The 17,753-nt window shown below is 39.9% G+C and carries 11 protein-coding genes; 9 read left to right on the top strand and 2 right to left on the bottom strand.

Features of this window, described 5'->3' with window-relative positions:
- The first annotated feature begins 7 nt into the window (after positions 1-7).
- From GO495_RS30020 to GO495_RS30010, 3 genes are read left to right on the top strand one after another with little or no spacing between them, the layout of a single operon-like run.
- Complete coding sequence (locus GO495_RS30020) at positions 8-1,471, top strand: hypothetical protein (RefSeq protein WP_157303651.1); 1,464 nt, start codon at positions 8-10, stop codon at positions 1,469-1,471.
- A 16-nt stretch (positions 1,472-1,487) separates the two neighbouring features.
- On the top strand, positions 1,488-3,506 hold the full coding sequence (locus tag GO495_RS30015) for a hypothetical protein (protein WP_157303650.1): 2,019 nt from the start codon (positions 1,488-1,490) through the stop codon (positions 3,504-3,506).
- The gene (locus GO495_RS30010; RefSeq protein WP_157303649.1) at positions 3,496-3,933 is read left to right on the top strand and encodes a hypothetical protein; all 438 of its coding nucleotides are present in this window, start codon (positions 3,496-3,498) and stop codon (positions 3,931-3,933) included. Before GO495_RS30015 ends, GO495_RS30010 begins: the two co-directional genes overlap by 11 nt.
- A gap of 67 nt (positions 3,934-4,000) precedes the next feature.
- Here GO495_RS30010 and GO495_RS30005 read toward each other — a convergent pair whose 3' ends face one another.
- On the bottom strand, positions 4,001-4,249 hold the full coding sequence (locus tag GO495_RS30005; RefSeq protein WP_157303648.1) for a hypothetical protein: 249 nt from the start codon (positions 4,247-4,249) through the stop codon (positions 4,001-4,003).
- A 1,025-nt stretch (positions 4,250-5,274) separates the two neighbouring features.
- On the opposite strand from GO495_RS30005, the gene GO495_RS30000 reads away from it, so the two are divergent.
- The 3 genes from GO495_RS30000 (at position 5,275) to GO495_RS29990 (ending at position 9,922) form a co-directional block, all read left to right on the top strand.
- Complete coding sequence (locus GO495_RS30000) at positions 5,275-6,828, top strand: hypothetical protein (protein ID WP_157303647.1); 1,554 nt, start codon at positions 5,275-5,277, stop codon at positions 6,826-6,828.
- A 572-nt stretch (positions 6,829-7,400) separates the two neighbouring features.
- Positions 7,401-8,642 carry a group II intron reverse transcriptase/maturase gene (gene ltrA, locus GO495_RS29995; protein ID WP_157303646.1) on the top strand — a complete coding sequence of 414 codons (1,242 nt, stop codon included), beginning with the start codon at positions 7,401-7,403 and terminating at the stop codon, positions 8,640-8,642.
- 428 nt (positions 8,643-9,070) lie between these two features.
- Complete coding sequence (locus GO495_RS29990) at positions 9,071-9,922, top strand: HEPN domain-containing protein (RefSeq protein WP_157303645.1); 852 nt, start codon at positions 9,071-9,073, stop codon at positions 9,920-9,922.
- Positions 9,923-9,924: 2 nt separating this feature from the next.
- On the opposite strand, the gene GO495_RS29985 is transcribed toward GO495_RS29990, so the two are convergent.
- Entirely contained in the window at positions 9,925-10,179 is a 255-nt protein-coding gene (locus GO495_RS29985; protein ID WP_157303644.1) for a helix-turn-helix transcriptional regulator, read from the bottom strand.
- A 547-nt stretch (positions 10,180-10,726) separates the two neighbouring features.
- Here GO495_RS29985 and GO495_RS29980 point away from each other — a divergent pair.
- From GO495_RS29980 to GO495_RS29970, 3 genes are all read left to right on the top strand, one after another.
- On the top strand, positions 10,727-12,001 hold the full coding sequence (locus tag GO495_RS29980) for a response regulator (protein ID WP_157303643.1): 1,275 nt from the start codon (positions 10,727-10,729) through the stop codon (positions 11,999-12,001).
- Between the two features lie 135 nt (positions 12,002-12,136).
- The gene (locus tag GO495_RS29975) at positions 12,137-13,165 is read left to right on the top strand and encodes an efflux RND transporter periplasmic adaptor subunit (protein ID WP_157303642.1); all 1,029 of its coding nucleotides are present in this window, start codon (positions 12,137-12,139) and stop codon (positions 13,163-13,165) included.
- A gap of 50 nt (positions 13,166-13,215) precedes the next feature.
- Complete coding sequence (locus GO495_RS29970; RefSeq protein ID WP_157303641.1) at positions 13,216-17,604, top strand: efflux RND transporter permease subunit; 4,389 nt, start codon at positions 13,216-13,218, stop codon at positions 17,602-17,604.
- The last annotated feature ends 149 nt before the right edge of the window (positions 17,605-17,753 follow it).

The raw sequence follows: 17,753 nt of genomic DNA, 5'->3' as shown, positions 1-17,753 counted from the left end.
CATACCTATGAGGATAGTAGTAGCTATTTTGTTAATATTACCAGTAACCTTTTCATTCGCACAGCTTCCCTATTCTCCAATTTCAAAATCAATCTCTCCCCAACCGGGTGTACCTTCGGATCCAAATGGTCAATTACGAATGGGAGCAACGGCCAATGACATTTTGCGTCAAACTAACCAAAATAATATTTATTACGGTACATCTAATGACCCGGCGAATAACCAACGCGTTGTGCAAGCAATGATTAAGGAAAAAATGGCTAAAGACCCTGCGTATAGTTCTGGCTCACAAAATAGTTTCCAAATAAATAAGCAACAGGAATTATTTAATTTATTGAAAGAAATTGCTGGTCAGGATATGAACAGGGCTCCTGGGACAGTAATTACACCGGAAAATTATAGTTCGGATGAATTTGGTTTGAAAACTAAATCGTATACTGACGCACTACAGGTGCTCAAAGACATGTTGTCAGATAAAAGAAAGCTATCTGTTTCGGATGCGTATTTTATTATGGAGAATGCATACGGAGATGCATATCTTACGCAAAAGGAATTTAAAGGTATCATTAAAGAATCTGCCGATTTTATTAGAGAATGGATATTACAAAGAAATTTGAACATAAAGGATAATACGGTTATTAATTATGGTGTTCAGCAATTTATGGGAGAACGACTTAATATTACAACTTCTAAACAAAGAACTGATGGTAAACAATCTTTGGAAACCATAACACACCTCCCATTCAAATATGATTTTAATGACTACACTGGAGATAAAGACTACAGGAATTTTTCTCTTACAAAATGTTTGGCAACGGGAACCGGGCAATGTAACTCTTTACCTGCGGTCTATTTGTCACTTATAGAAGCATTAGGAGGAAAAGCATATTTAGCAATTGCGCCACAACATTCTCTTATAAAATACCCAGACAAACAAGGTAGAATGAGAAACTATGAACCAACCTCACATTGGGATATAACAAATGAGTGGTATCTGGACAATATGTTTATTAGTGCACAGGCTGTAAGAAATGGTATATACCTAAATCCAATTGGGGGAAAGCAAATGATCGCCGATATTATTTTACAACTATCATTTGGTTATTTTAGAAAGTTTGGTGCAGCAGATGAAAAATTTATAGTTGATTGTATCAATACTGCTAAACCATATTTCCCGAAGAATAATAACCTTACCCTATACTTCACTTACAGTAATCTTTATAGCTACGAATTAGCACAAGTAATGCGCAAAAATGGCATTAACAAATTAAGCAATATTAATCAGTCATCGGAAGCACAAAGACTATATAACAAGTGGCTAGAAAATGAAAAAATAATTAGTCAACTTGGCTATCAGGATCAGTCAAAAGACATGTATGAAGAAATGATGAAATATCATGAATTCAGAAATAATATTCAGCAGGAATATAACTTTAACAGTAAAGAAAAACGTAATCTTTTTATAAAATAAATTAATTCATTCTCATATGAGAATTCGTCTATTAGCGTTCATTGTATTTCTTTTATGGGTTCCTTTATCCTTATCTGGCCAAGTAATTGAACAATCAAAACTTTATTATAGATCCGCTTTGCATGAAATGGAAAACATGCTAAGTGGCAAACAACCATTGAGCTACGAACGTGCTATATTTTTGACAGAAAATGCGTGGTGGAATAATCAGTTAAGTTATGTTGACTTCCAGGGAGTAATATCAAGAGATACTGCAATCATACGTACTATTATTGCACAAACAAGAGGCCAACAGGAGCAAATACAACCTTCAAATTTTTTAGATGCTTTAAAGGAGCATAGTAATAAGGGAAAAGGATATTATGAAAAGGCATTAACCAATGCAGCTATATTTTCATATATGACAGATACTCTGTATTTTGTCGATACCAATAAAATATTTTACCATCTTCCTTTCAGCTATGCAACTAATGACCCGCTAGGGTCTACAGACTGGACTAATACACAGGCAACTAACTTATTAGACAACGGCCAGGGTAATTGTTTTGCGTTTGTTTCTCTTTTTAAGATCTTTTCTGAAAGGTTAAACTCTGATGCCAGTGTTTGTACAGCTCCGGGACACATTTATATAAGTCATGCTGATGACAAGGGAATACCATATAATGTTGAGATAGCAAACAAAGCATTTCCAGGCACAGGTACATTGTCAACACTTACACATACTACCCAGGATGCAATAAAAAATAATATTTCCTTACGTGAGTTAGACTTAAAACAAACAATTGCTTTATGTCTTGTTTATCTTGCCAAAGGTTTCGAGCATAAATTTAATACAGTTGATGATAGCTTTATGATGGATTGTGCTGAATTGACTTTAAAGTATGATAGCCTTAGCCTGAATGCAATGTTATGCAAGTCAGAAATATTGGAAACCCGCATTATTAATAGCGGCAAGTCTGTAGAGCAACTGCAATCTGACCAGACATTTAAGGTCTATCAACAGTTAATCAACCGGTTATATACCCTTGGTTACCGTGAGATGCCATTGAAAATGAAAAATATGCTCATTAAAGGCTGGACGATCGATACTGTTGCACAACCTGTTGCTAACTTTAACGGCGAACCAACAACTAGATATGCAAGTTTGTCCTGGGGATTGTTTGATGAGCAAATAGGTACTAAACCGGTAGAACGATATGGCCGTGGATTATTTAATACTAAACAGCATAAAATTATTGCGTTCGCCAGTGGACAGACATTAGATAACAATTATAATTTTGATCCTGTAGTTTTTGCATGGAATATTGATCCAATGGCGCATAAATACCCGCATGCCTCCCCATATAACTTTGTTGAGAATAATCCGATCAGCCGCATAGACCCTGATGGAGCAGACTGGATATTATCAACTGGAAATAAAGTATATTGGTATGGTGGAAAATATGGTGATAAATCAAATTTACTTTCTGTTTTCAAAGCTACTTCCGGAATGGACAAGACACAGAAAATTACCACAATGCCTAATGGTACAAAAATAAAGGAAACCATGAGTACCCAACAGGCTAAATATCAGAAATATCCTCAGGTGGGGCCTACACCTGAAGGGAAATATAAAATAAATCTTAAACCAGATCCTGATAGAATTGCAGAAGCCGATCTGAAAACGGCAGATTTAAAAAGAAGCCCGGACGGCGGAATCGAAAAAATACCTAAATATGTTCCCAACCCTAACAAACCCGGCTTTGGATGGGAATACTCGGATTGGGGTGAAAATCGTGCACGTTTAGAACCTGTAAATGTTACAGGAGCAACACCGCAGGATAGAGATTTGAATTCATTCTATTTTCATGATTCGCAAAAAGGATATTCTCACGGTTGTACGGAATGCGAAACTGGTCTGTTTGATAAATTAAAAGAATATCGAAGTGAGGGTAATCAGGTAATAGAGGTAAAAATCCAATATCCGACTCCTGAACACAAAACAAATGGTGGAACCAAAAAAGAAACAACTAAAACTGCAACTAATGGCAACTAAACTTATATATATATTCCTGTTATTGGTAATTCCAGCTAATGTTTTCTCCCAGGTATTACCCAAGTTGACAATTACTGCTTCTCGTTTCGGAAAAGACAGTGTATCGTTAGAAATAAAAAATAATACCCAAACAAGCTCACTACGGTTTTCAATTTACAAACAGGTTTCCTATGGTAAAAAATGGGAAACAAATGTGTATGATGTATTCTGCAATCCATCGAATCCCAGTACGTCAATTCTAATGATTCCTCCCGGTGAGGTATTGAATTTGAATATATACTCTGATGGGGTGCTTTATACAACGGGAGGTTCAGAAAAAACCGGAAAAAGAATTGTGAAAATAGTTATGTATCGATACTTACTAAAGGCATCTATAGAAGGAGATGATGATAAAATTTGCTATTATTATTCAAATAAGGTACCATAATCTGGTATGAAATTCACCAGATTCATTTAAGGTAAAGGCTATCCTCAAAAGAGAATAGCCTTTATTTCTACGCTACTTTCAACTTATGCTTTGGAACAAGTATAGAAAGAGATAATGCTTCGCCAGACAACATTTTATCAATCTCTTCACGCTTGTAATACCCGTTATTGTTTTTATAAACTCCCGCCTCCTCGCACTTTTTAGCAAATTGTGTTCTTCCCAAATTGCAGTAAATCAATGCTTCTTCGGGTTTTAAAAATGGCTTGAAGCAAATAGCTATTGCCCGCATAGTAATCAATTCATCTCGCTTTATCATATCAACTTATTTTTGGATTAATAATAATTATGGTAAACTATATCGTAGAACTATCTACATTTAACTGCTATCGGAAAATTGAATAATAGTTATCGGTATTTCTAAACTCTTCATATGCTTTTCCATGAATTAATTTTTATCAAAAGTACAATGGTATAAAAGGCTCTTTCCTGTTTTGGGTAAGAAAATACTTGGTTATACTTAACAATCCCCAATTAGGACGAACATTTCCGATTTACACTTTTTATATGATTAACTCTCATAGAGCAACAAAGATACAACGGCTTAAAAAGTCACTTTAACACATATGCACAAACACGAACGATTTCGAACGTTTTGGTACGTTTTCGAACGATTTGATAAATGGTCTGTCCCGTCCCGATATAACTGCACAATCAAAGCATTCAGAAGGTTTCAGGTTATAGATCTGATCTGTTTCAAACCTGAAAGCGCACTGCAATTAGTGAAAAGCCCCATCAGACAAATCTCTCATTATATGCATTGTGGCACTATCTGGGTACGCGGGCACAAAGTTGAAGTCCCGTCTAAAGAATCTGACATCAGAAGACCTATCAGTGAATATGGGGTCTTAAAAGCTGAAATAGAGTGTTATCTGTTGCAAGATGTAAATCAGATAGCGTTTCCCACCATAATACTCCATCCTGGACATATTGTAGGCCCAGGTTGGGTATCTATTTAAATAAATGAGAAGAAAATGACACTATAACAAAAAAGAAAGGGCAACTTTATTGCTGACGTAATCTTACTATAAAACTTTTAAGATCAACAAAATAATCATAAGTCAAAGCTTACTGCTAGGGTTTAGTAACTTTTACCCAACAGAATCCCAGCCTTCACTGATAGATTTAGGCAACAGGGTCGGTCGTAGCCTTATACTAAGTCTGCCGAGCCATTTTTTATCCCTCACTAAATTCGGGCAATATCAAAACATAGAGGAACTACTGTATGATTGGTTTTCTTTTGACAGCTTTCAAGCCTCGTCCAGTGCTGAATATCAAGATATTATGCGACGTTATGGGGTGGTAGTGGCCAAACATGGCAAAAAGAACCATATACTTTCTAACGAATCCTTACTGTACATGCTGGAATGGGCGGTTACTGAGCCTAACATTGTTGATGCAGTTACACCGTCACCTGAAACATCGTTACCCTTGCTACAACTCGTGCTGCTGTTCAATGACAAAGCATTAAAGAATTTTGCACTTGGTCATCAATCCTATAAGACAGCGGACCAGGTCGATAGACTTCAAGCGATGGTACTTGGATTGAGCTTCCCGCAGAGTGACTTGCAGAATCGAAATTTTCCTCAGTTATTTCAAACACAAAATCATAAGCTCGCGCTTATGCTAGAATACATGGAGCGAACGCCAAAATATGAGAAGCTATATGCAAAGATGTTAGAGGATTTTCACTGTACTGATAAACTGGACTTATTTCAAGCTTTAGGTAAAGCAGTTGTCAGTGGAATTAACAAAAAAGGGGGCTGGACAATCTTAGAGGTGGCCCCTGGACCAGAGTATGAAAAACGGATCGACTTTTTAAACTGCCTTTCAATATTTCCTACCCAGGCGATTGTCAAAAACGAAACCGAGGAGAAAGAAGTAACACCGAATGACTTCAAAGAACTACGTAAAAAGCCATTACTACGTCTCGAAGAAGACAAATACCAGGTTCTTAATGAAATGTTTCTAACAAAGTTTGCCTACAATGGTGTAGCATTTCATTTATCAGGCATTGTGAAAGCTGAACCTAATATCTACTTATCTGGTGATTCCTTCCCTGGACATTGGCGCCAGGACTTCTCAGAAGGTGAATTAACCTATGGTGTATATCAAACCATATTCAACGGTCAACCCGCTGAATTGCTGACAGGTGAAATGTTTAAGCAAAAAGGGCTTATAGACAGCGAGCCAGACCACTTCACAAGGCGGGGAAACACTATTTTTCTAACCGAATCGAAGGACGTTTTTATACCAGCTGATGTAAAAATGTCCTACAGTTACGATAAGATAACCAGTACGCTTTCCCAAAATGACAAAGGCAAGCGGGATCGGTTTGGAAAAGCTGTTTTTCAACTGGCAAAGAATATTGGTCGAATGGCCAGGCATGAGTTGCCCGTAAACGCATATAATGTTGAGGATATCGAAGTGTTTCCTATTTTGTTGGTACATGATTCTCTCTACAGTGCCCCCGGACTGAATTATTGGGTCGAGAGGTTATTTCGAAAAGAAATGAGTGATCTTAAAAAACTACCTGAATTTAACAATGTTGTATTTCCTACGGCCCATCCTGTGACAATGATAGAGATCGATACCTTATTGCTGTTCCAGGACAACTTTAATAATGGCAGCCTTGACCTGGAGAACTTGCTACGTAAATACCATAAATATATTAATCAGCCTGCGGGCGCAATATCGTCACAAGCACAGGCGGAAGCCCACATAACGAAAACTGCAGAACCGTTTTCAGATTTCGTGACAAAATATGTTCATCAACAGCTATTAGAGGTTGATGACAACACTTTCACACAGCTATTGGAAAAAATAGGATTGAAATAAGCATCAAAATGTGTCAACCAAAAGCAGGAGTGTGTCCCGAACATAATAACTCAACAGATTATGTGCAACTATAACAGAGATGGAGGCAGGCCCTCTGATAGCGGCTGACAGGAGCAGCTATCAAACCAGCTTAAGCTGCATTGGTTAAGAGCCATTGTAGTGAGCGTTAAGCCAAAAGGTTGTGGCATGACCACGATCAGGTAAGCATCAGAGAGGTGAACGCAAGTGAACCATTGACGAAGCATCGAAATTAGGAACTGACAACATCAAAACCGCTGTGTTCCTGTATCGGCGGGAAGAGTACAGCAGAAGACCTGTTTACTGGCTGTATGATGTTCGGTGTAGAGATGGCACGAATCTGAATGCAGGCTTTGTTATGGAACGGGAGAAACCATGTTTCCATGCTAAGGGAAAATCCAAGCAGAAATCCTGCAAGGCTGACACTACCAAAGGGGAGCATGGTGGCGGACTATAGCGTAGTAGTGATGAAGTTTCTGTAATGGGGATGGAGCGAAGGCTATAGCTCATTCGATCAAAATTGTTTTGACAACCACGAAAATGGGAGGATTAAAATGAGCGGATCAAAGTCAATACCCATCAGTAAACAGATGGTATGGGAAGCTTATCATAAAGTGAGGGCTAACGGAGGAAGTGCGGGTGTGGATGAAGAGAGCATTAAAGATTTTGATGCAAACTTGTCCAACAACCTGTATAAACTCTGGAACCGTCTCACTTCAGGAAGCTATTTTCCTCCTGCGGTAAAAGAAGTTGAGATACCAAAGGAGGGCGGTAAGGTTAGGAAACTGGGCATTCCGACAGTCAGTGACCGGATAGCTCAAATGGTTGTTAAAGACCTGATAGAACCAGGACTGGAGCCTGTCTTTCATAGTAGTTCTTTTGGGTATCGGCCCGGTAAAAGTGCACATAATGCATTAGAGCAGGCGACACACAATTGCAGAACGTATGACATGGTAATTGATCTGGACATACAGGCATTCTTTGACGAAATAGACCATGAGCTATTAAAGAAAGCGCTGGCGCGGCATGTGACAGAAAGGTGGATAATAATGTACGTAACAAGATGGTTGGAAGCACCGGTACAACAGAAAGACGGTATATTGAAACAAAGAACAGTAGGAACACCACAAGGCGGAGTAATCAGTCCTTTACTGGCGAACCTAATGTTGCACTATTGTTTTGACAAATGGATGCAATACCATTTTCCATTACTCCCATTTGAGAGATACGCAGACGACATCATCGTACATTGCAGAACACCGGAACAAGCCAGTTTTGTCTTAACCAAGATAACAGAAAGGTTCACACAATGTAAACTACGGGTGCATCCACAGAAAACAAAAATTGTTTACTGTAAGGATAGCAATCGTACAAGACGAAAACATCCTTTGATAAGTTTCCGTTTTCTTGGGTACACATTTATGCCCAGAGAATGCAAATCAAAACAAGGGAAGCGGTTTTACAGCTTCACACCAGCTATCAGCAAAGAAGCGGTCAAAAAGATCAATGATGAAGTGAAGGGAATGAAGCTGCATAGTATGGTACAAACCCGACTGGAAGTAATAGCAAGTATGCTCAATCCGAAAATAAGCGGATGGATCAACTATTACAGCAGGTTCAGGAAGTCTGCATTATGGAAAGTATTCTATGTATTAAATAGCAGGCTCTTTAAATGGGTGTGTTGGAAATACAAGAAATACAGAAGAAACCTTTATGGGGCAATCAACTGGTTAAGAAGACTAGCCCGAACGAATCCCAATCTGTTTGCGCATTGGAAGCATGGCTTTATGCCATGATTAAGGACTGATGAATGAGAAGAGCCGTATGACGGGAGACTGTCACGTACGGTTCTGTGAGAGGGTGGGGTGAAATTCCCCGCTCTACTCGACCGAGACACAGACGGGACAAAGACATATTGATTACGTATTGATTACCTATTGAAAACCATTTGATTTCCATTTGCCCGTGATTTGAAAATCATTGAAATAAGTTGGATACTATTAAAAAAATCATGATTTCGGATAATATAATGGTCATGATTATTCCTCTTACCTATCTTATTTGATAGTTTTTACCAAACCGGTGTATTGAATTTAGCCAAAATGGAAAAATTTTAGGCTGTATATCTGTTATCTGGGATGCGGACATTCTATTTTATATATACACATAATTGCATTCCCTATATTTGCAGCATTGCATGTTTTTTAAATAAACCCATTTTACGTTGAAAACAAAATTAGATCACTTACCTAAAGAAAAGCAAGACCTGATAAATAGTTTGACCAAGGTTATAGTGGAGAAAACTAATCCTGAAAAGGTGATCCTGTATGGAAGCCATGCTACAGGGAAATGGGTAGAGGACGAATATATGGAGGATGGGCGGCAATATGATTACAAAAGTGACTATGATTTCCTGGTAATTACGAAATCAGGAGAAAGACTATCGGATGCAGAAGTACAGGAAATCGTAGAAAGGCGAAGCGGCCTGAATGATCATATATCTGCAATAAGCCATGATATTGAATATGTAAATGGAAAGCTTTCTGATGGACAATATTTCTTTGCTGATATACAGAAAGAAGGGATATTACTTTATGATGCAGGTAATACAGCACTGGCAGAAAAGAGAGAATTAAGCCCTATTGAGAAGAAAACAATGGCCCTACAGGATTTTAACAATTGGTTTCCGAGGGCACAATCATTTCTTAAACATGCGAGAATAAGCTTGGTTGATAAAGATTTTAATCTTTCAGACTTCTTCTTGCATCAAGCGGCTGAAAATACCTACAACACGGTTATTCTTGTTTTTCGAGGCTACAAGCCTAAAACACACAACCTGGAAAAACTTAGAAGATATGCCAAACATTTCTCAAAAGAGCTTACGCTTGTCTTTCCAATGAGTGATAAGGATGAAAAGGATTTATTTGCACTTTTGCGTAAAGGGTATGTTGAAGCCAGGTATGATAAAAAATTCGTGATAACCGAAAAAGAGGTTAAACTCCTAGTTGAACGTTTAGAGAAAATGCAAGCAATTACTGAAAAGATCTGTATGGAAAAGATTTCCTCCTTTGACTAATGTTAGCTGTTCCTTTTCTTTTTTACCTTTCCGGGAGCGGCTACCTTTAATTCATTCTTCGGCGTTAATAATTCTCCAGCCTCAACCTCCAAAAAATCTGATATTTTATAAAGAGTGGCTACTTCTGGTTGGTGCGCATTAGTACACCATGTTGAAACAGTTCTGGTATTTACCCCCAAGTAATTAGCAAGCTCAATACTTGTTTTACCCTTTTTGGCTAATAACTCTTTGATTCTGTTGAAATTTGAATTATTCATTGGCTAAACATCATTTAAACTGCGTGTATATGCAAATATATACATGTTTAAACTAGTCATTTTCAGTTTAAAATGATACTATAAATGGATAAAATGATATTTAATATCTATTAAGTGATAAATAATTTGGTTTATTACTGATTATGTACTTATTTTGGATCTATCATTTAATTGCGTCCGTTTGCTGAACCTAGACCCTTCGCACGACTATGGATCGCATGTGTCATTTGCCGCGTTTAACTCCTTTTGGAATAGTAGCGCAGGTTCGCATTTATCCATAGTCAAGCATTGGTCTAGGGCTTAGCAACGGTAAATAGCGGCCTGCGTTTTTGTTTGCCCAGGCTCTCCAAACATCATTAAACTCAATTAACAGCATTCAAGTTGTTGGCTGAAAAGCCAGTAGGCATTTTATTGCCTGAAATTATATGAATCTACCTGGTTAATACTGCCCTCAGTATTGGCTTGCGGGGATATGTATTCCTATATACTTAAAATCCATTGTATCATGAATAATAACATCCAAATTAACACAAATGATTTTTCCACAATGACAACAAAGGTTTTACAGGAAAACATTCATAAAATCCACGTCTTCACGCATAAGAAGTGGGTAGTTTTAGACACGCTCAAAAACACTGTATCCGATAGCAAAATAGCTACGATTAAGCAGGAAATCGCAGATATGGATACACTTTTCTGGAATGGGGTACATGAACTGACCGAGCGGGAAGTACGAAGGCGAACATCTCTCCAGACATTCCCGGAACTCAATTTAATGCAGACCTTATATTCACTTTTCATCAGTACAGGAACAGAAAAAATGGATAAGGTTGCGGCTAATTATATTAAGGCCGTTAATCTATTAAGCCTTTTCAGTTCTTTATTCAGTATTGGGTGTGCCTGGTTGCTTTATTTCATGACAAAATCACTGTCATTATATTTTTTCGGGATTACCAGCTGCCTGTTGTTCTTTTCTATCCCTATACTTAATAACTATCGGTTTTATCGCTTCACCTATCCGGCCTTTATTACATTATGCTCCCTGCTGATTGCTGGTTATGGACTGGCTTTGCACAAAATCGTTCCTGCCATATTCCTGTTATGTTGCATCCTTTTCTCCGCTGTGTTTATCAGACATGCAAAACTGGTTGGCAGTCACATTGCCTGGGTAATACCGACACTGGCTATATCAGGGATATTATTAATCGCCCGGTATAAAAAACTGGCGCCTTTTGCTGATTTATCTGTTGCGGGAAACATGTCGGATGTATTTATTATTGCCCCGGTTATTCTATTACTTATTGTATTTCTAATGAATTACTATCGGGTGATATATCAATGGCTACTTCGCAATATAGTACGCCCTTTATTTGGCGAGGCCTATGGAGCCAATAGTATCATGCGTACAAAGAATAAGGACACTGCCTCCTCCTCTAAGAGATCCTTATTCGTTAATGCTAAAATACTTGTAATAGCTGACAATTATCCTGATCAGATTCCCATTGATACATACCTGCAAGAAATAGGGATACCCACCACCTTTTCAACTTGTAGTAGCCAGGATGGGTTAAATATACTGGATCACTTTAAACCTGATCTGATCATTGCGGGAATACAATTACCCGGTCCGGACGGCTTGGACATCATAAACAATATTCGGCAACATCCCATATCAAGCCACCTGCCACTGATCGCTATTTCTGAGAGTAACTTCCCGGAAGCCGGACGAAAGGCAATCGCTGCCGGGGCTGATGCCTACTTGTTTCATCCCATACAACCAACACAATTATCAGAAACACTTAACCTGCTGCTGGAATTGTAGCACCACTCTCGGCCTTTTCAGATCCCAAAACTCATCGCCTGATTTAATCAACAATTATAGCCGCTGAATTATCTCAGCCGGTACAGCATTGGTATGTCAATTTTCAACTTTTAAAAACTACTAAATACGTGTTTCATGAAAGCATACTTAATAAATATTACATTATTCGGTTTGATTGTGCTGATAAAGACCAGTTGCAACACCGATAATGCAACTGCCTATCAGACACCAGCTATTAATGTAAAGATCGCCTCCGTAGAGATAGGCTACCAACAGGTACAATTTCACTACAGTGGCTCCATTGAAGCCAGGCATCTTTCAACCGCCGCTTTTATAGTTCCAGGTCGCATAAAAGCGGTCTGTGTGCAAATAGGAGATTTTGTAAAGCAGGGAGACGTTGTAGCCCTTTTGGAAACAACTCATTACAAAACGGCGTTAGCAATAGCCACGACTGAATTGGGACAGGCTCTTGATAATTATACCCGGTCGGCAGAACTATATAATAAAGGGAGCTTACCATCTGTAGATTATGTCAGGGTATCTAACCAGCTGGATATTGCCTTAGCCAAACAGAAAAACGCATCTGCTGACATGGCAGAAACAATACTCCCTGCTCCTATGAAAGGAGTAATCACCGGTTGTTCGATAGAAAAAGGTAATGTTGTTACTAATGGAACCAATGCCATAAGCATAGCATCTATCGACGAAGTGTTTGCCACTTTTACAGTGCCTGAACAGGAAATATCCCAGCTCAAAAAACACCAAAAGGCAATGATTACCGTTCCTGCACTTTCTGCTGAATATGAAGGAGAAATCGAGATCATCAATCCGGTCGCTGACCCGGTGAGTAAAAGCTATACCGTCAAAGTTCTTTTGCATAATTATACCCATCAGTTATTACCAGGGATGCTTGGCACCATCTCCATGAGTGTCAGTAGTAAAACACCCGTAATGACCCTTCCTGCAGATGCAATATTAAAGGATACCACAGGCCGTACTTATGTTTATGTCGCAGATGAACAATGGACCGTTACCCGCAAATGGGTTGAAACGGGATCCTTCTGCGGTAAGAATATTATTATCACAGCAGGCTTGTTCGCCAACGACTTAGTGATCGCATCTGGTCAGCAAACCCTTAAAGACGGTGATCCAATCAGATTCTAAATCCCTTGTGTTGATCATTCTCCCAATAATAACTAATTAAAAAAACGACCATGCAACTTATTATAGCTGCCATGAAACACTGGCAGGTTACTATTACCATAGTATTACTACTGGTACTGTCAGGCATATACTCCCTATTGACGATGCCCAGGGCAGAAGACCCGACAATCACTATCCGGCAGGGACTCGTCATCGCCCTATATCCCGGCGCTGATGAAAAGCAGATGGAAACCCAAGTGACTGATCAGTTGGAAAAATATCTTTTCAGCTTTGAACAGGTACGTAAAGCAAAAACCGTTGCTACCACAACAACCGGACAGGTCATGGTAATGGTGGAGTTACAGGAATGGGTACAGGATACCCGTCAATTTTGGAATACCCTGCAGCAGGGATTAAATAATGCACTTCGTCCTCAACTACCTTCCGGAGTGATTGGTCCGATAGTAAATACAGATTTCGGTAATGTAGTCACTCATATGATCACTATATCATCTCCCGACCGCAGTTATGCTGAGTTAGAACAGTACGCGGATAAGCTGGAAGATGGCATTAAAATACTACCAGCAGTAGCACAGATCAAACGTTACGGCGGACAACGGGAGCAAATTTATGTTACCATCCCCGATGAGAAGTTATATCGTTACAAATTTGATCTCACTCGAATTGCCCAGGTACTACAGGCACAGAACCATACAGGCAATAGTGGTAATATCATGCTACCGGCTCTCAATGTACCATTATACACTGGTGGGCAGTATAAGGATATCCCTGCCATCCGTGACCAGGTGATAGACATAGGACCAGATGGCCAGATAGTCCGGTTAAAGGATATTGCCCGTATAGAAAGACGCTATGAAGAACCGGTTTCATTCATCCAATCACAGGATAACAAGGTGGTGATGCTTGCTATTACCATACAGCCAGGCAATAATGTGGTACAGTTTGGGCATACATTGGACAGGAAGTTACAAGAGATTAAAAAGCAGTTGCCATCTGATGTAGCAGTGAATACCATCGTCAATCAATCTCAGTTTGTAGCTTCCACTATCCGGCACTTTATGAGCGAATTTACAATCGCCATTATAGCTGTTATGGGGGTTGTCATGATTATGTTACCCTTGCGGATAGCAATCATTCCCGCCCTGGTTGCCCCCATATCCATTTTTATCAGCATAGGCATATTGGATATGATGGGAATTGCACTACACCAGGTAACCCTGGCGGCGCTCATTATCTGTCTGGGGATGGTAGTGGATGATGCGATGGTCGTAGTAGACAGTTACCTGGATAAACTGGATAGTGGTACTGACCGCTGGACAGCAGCATGGCTGTCTGCCTCTCAGTTAATGCTACCGGTTGTTGTAGCTACAGCAGCGATCATATTAGCCTTCCTGCCCCTGCAATATTGCCTGGGAGGACTGGCCCGTGAGTTTATGGCTCCATTACCGGTAAGTGTTGCCATTGCACTCATTACATCACTGACAGTTGCCTTGCTTTTAACACCCCTGATGTGTTATACATTTATCCGTCAGGGATTGAAAAAAACAGATGATCACATACCCGCAGGAAAAACATTGCTGACTAGGACACAGGCGGCTTTTAACAAAGGAGTGACAATCTGTTTCCGGTATCCCCGTCTTACTATAACAATGGGTGCATTATCTGTGGTATCCGCTGTACTGATGGGCATCCACGTAGACCAGGAACTGTTTCCTACTTTTGAACGGACACAATTCAACCTGGAAATATGGTTGCCTCCCAACACTCCGCTACAAACCACTGCAGAAGCCGTAAAACAGGTGGAACAAGAACTACAGGGAGATAAGCGGATCGTTAACACATGCAGCTTTATAGGGACATCTGCACCACGCTTCCAAGTGACATATGCCCCGCAATTTCCACGGGAGAACTATGCACAAATCTTTATCAATACAGTCAGCGAAGCGGCTACAAAAGAAATGGCGGAAGAATACCTCCATAAGTTTGATCACTTTATACCTGGAGGATATGTGCATGTGCGACAACTCAGTTTTAACCAAACCGTTGCTCCGGTGGAAGTAAGGATTACCGGACCGGATATAGACATCTTACAAAAAATAGCAGGACGCATAACCCCGATACTGGAAAATACAGCAGGTACTAATTGGGTTCGTACCGATTATGAAACAAACTATGTTGCTGCAACACTTTCTCCTAAAACGGAAGAAGCAGCCCGTTTGGGCGTCAGTAATGCTGCCATCACCCAAACACTACAAGCTGGTTTGAAAGGATGGTCTGTGTCTACCCTATGGGAAGGCGATAAGCCGGTAGACATACTACTGCGACTGGAAGAAAACAACCGCAAAGATTTTAACAAGTTGCAGAATGTGCATGTAACCAGTCAGTCTGGCAATAAAGTACTATTGCGGGAGGTGGCTACACTTGCTCCTGCGTGGCACACCACTAATATTATTCATCGTAATGGCCTGCGTACCCTCACGGTGATGGCAGAAGCACAAAAAGGCATAAAGGCGGCAAAGATTATTGCTGCTATCCATTCACAAATAGACCAATTGCAGCTACCTGTTGGCTATCAGATTACTTACGGCGGAGAAGAGGAAGCAGTAGCAGAAAATCTCCCTCCCATGATCAAGGCTCTTACCATAAGCATGTTGTGCATCTTTCTGTTGTTATTGTTCCGGTTTAAATCATTTGTCAAAGTACTGATCGTGTTATCCACCTTTCCGCTGAGTTTACCGGGTGCTATGCTGGGGTTATTGATTACAGGCAACCCGATCGGTTTCACCGGATTTATGGGGATTATCAGCCTGATCGGAATTGTAGTTCGTAACGGTATTATAAAAGTGGACTATGCGGATGAATTAGTAAGGGAACAGGGGTATTCACCCCAGGATGCTGCAATGGCCGCTGCTAGTAGAAGAATGCGCCCGATCTTTCTGACCTCACTCGCAACAGCAGTTGGTGTTATACCTATGATCCTGGGGAAATCTCCACTCTGGTCACCATTAGCCAGTGTGGTGGCTGTAGGTTCCTTGGTATCCATGCTGATGACATTGTTTGTCGTACCGGTATTATATGCCCGGTATGTTAAACCGGAGAAAAGCATATCACCAGATACAGTACCACCTTTGCATAGATCCTACTTTAAATGGCTGCCATCAGTAAATAGTAAAATGATGCTTTTTTTAGTTGTGCCGTTGTCCGTATTCTTTCCTGCTATTGCGCATTCTCAAAGTGTAATCACATTAGAAACCTGTAAACAACAGGCTCTCCTTCAAAACAGGCAGCTCACCATGTTGCAGGAAGAAGTATACGTAGCACAGGCGACCAAGCAGCAAGCCGGGGCTGCTGCAAAGCCCAAAATAACAATGGGTATAAATAGTTTTTATGTAGGAACGCCATTGAATAGGATATTGCCGGAATATGGGATCTATAGTAATGCAGGTATCAATCAGCCTATATTTGTCGGAGGAAAAATAAAGCTCAGTAGCCAGGTTGCACAAAAAACATTGGAAATAACGTTGGAACAAAAAGAGGCAGGTACTGCGGAAGTACTATATGCTACCGAAAAAGCGTACTGGCAAGTGGTTGCTGCACAGGAAAAAATAAAATTAGCACAGCAATCCAAACAACAGGTAACAGCACTCTATAATGACCTCGTCAATGCATACCAGGCAGGGATGATTTACAAAAATGATCTGCTCCGCGCTGGGGTGCAGTTAAATGAATGTGATTTACGTCTTACACAGGCCGGAAATAACTTAATACTTACCTGTCTATCGCTGGCACAAATAACCGGATTAGATAATAGCGTAGATTTTTCTGTAGCAGATACCGTCAACGACACCTTTACGCCAGTAATCCCCGAAGACATCCTGCAAACTATCAATGGGAATGCTGCCTGTAAGATCGCTGAAAAGAAGGTAGGGATAGCCGTGCTGGAAGAAAAATTAGCAAAAGCTGATTTCAGTCCAGCTATCAATGCCAACATCAGCGGAATTTATTTTGCAGGAAAAAATAGTGGTAACATGGGAGTAATTCCTCAACCCTCATTTTTATCAGGTTATGGTGTGATAAATATCCAGATACCAATTTTTAGCGGGGGGCTGAAGAGGCAACAAATGATCTCACAGCAACATAAAACCAGGATATTACAATTGCAATCATCGGAAACCAAGGAGCTATTGGCAATAGAGCTACAACAGACATACATTGGACTAAATGAAGCCGCCAAGCGGGTAAAACTGGCCAGCGCTTCATTAATCCAGGCAGGTGAAAACCTGAGATTATGCAATGATCGGTTTAAAGCAGGAACCGTTACAGGAAAGGATGTATTAGACGCGGAGCTATTATGGCAACAGACTCATACTGCTCTGATTGACGCGCAGATTGCCTACAGGATGAGAGAAGCGTTACTTAAGAAAATCACCAGCCATTAGTTGTTTTAACTGCTAAAAAATAGTTAGTAAGTGTAAATTATTAGTGTTTGGTAAGTTCAAATGATCAGTGTAACACTGAAAACTTGAACATCTCTATATTAATGCTGTCCAAAATCATATATATAGTGTTAACTTGACCTAAAGGTTGA

The sequence above is a fragment of the Chitinophaga oryziterrae genome, from assembly GCF_009758125.1.
Taxonomy (GTDB): Bacteria; Bacteroidota; Bacteroidia; order Chitinophagales; family Chitinophagaceae; genus Chitinophaga; species Chitinophaga oryziterrae.
Note: the sequence above shows the minus strand (reverse complement) of the source record. Positions and strands in the feature narration are given on the sequence as shown.

What these genes read in the sequence shown, in the direction of transcription:
- GO495_RS30010 (WP_157303649.1), top strand. Translation starts at nt 3,496, where the DNA reads ATGGCAACTAAACTTATATATATATTCCTGTTATTGGTAATTCCAGCT.
- GO495_RS29980 (WP_157303643.1), top strand. Translation starts at nt 10,727, where the DNA reads ATGACAACAAAGGTTTTACAGGAAAACATTCATAAAATCCACGTCTTC.
- GO495_RS30020 (WP_157303651.1), top strand. Translation starts at nt 8, where the DNA reads ATGAGGATAGTAGTAGCTATTTTGTTAATATTACCAGTAACCTTTTCA.
- GO495_RS30015 (WP_157303650.1), top strand. Translation starts at nt 1,488, where the DNA reads ATGAGAATTCGTCTATTAGCGTTCATTGTATTTCTTTTATGGGTTCCT.
- ltrA (WP_157303646.1), top strand. Translation starts at nt 7,401, where the DNA reads ATGAGCGGATCAAAGTCAATACCCATCAGTAAACAGATGGTATGGGAA.
- GO495_RS29985 (WP_157303644.1), bottom strand. Translation starts at nt 10,179, where the DNA reads ATGAATAATTCAAATTTCAACAGAATCAAAGAGTTATTAGCCAAAAAG.
- GO495_RS30005 (WP_157303648.1), bottom strand. Translation starts at nt 4,249, where the DNA reads ATGATAAAGCGAGATGAATTGATTACTATGCGGGCAATAGCTATTTGC.
- GO495_RS30000 (WP_157303647.1), top strand. Translation starts at nt 5,275, where the DNA reads ATGCGACGTTATGGGGTGGTAGTGGCCAAACATGGCAAAAAGAACCAT.
- GO495_RS29975 (WP_157303642.1), top strand. Translation starts at nt 12,137, where the DNA reads ATGAAAGCATACTTAATAAATATTACATTATTCGGTTTGATTGTGCTG.
- GO495_RS29970 (WP_157303641.1), top strand. Translation starts at nt 13,216, where the DNA reads ATGCAACTTATTATAGCTGCCATGAAACACTGGCAGGTTACTATTACC.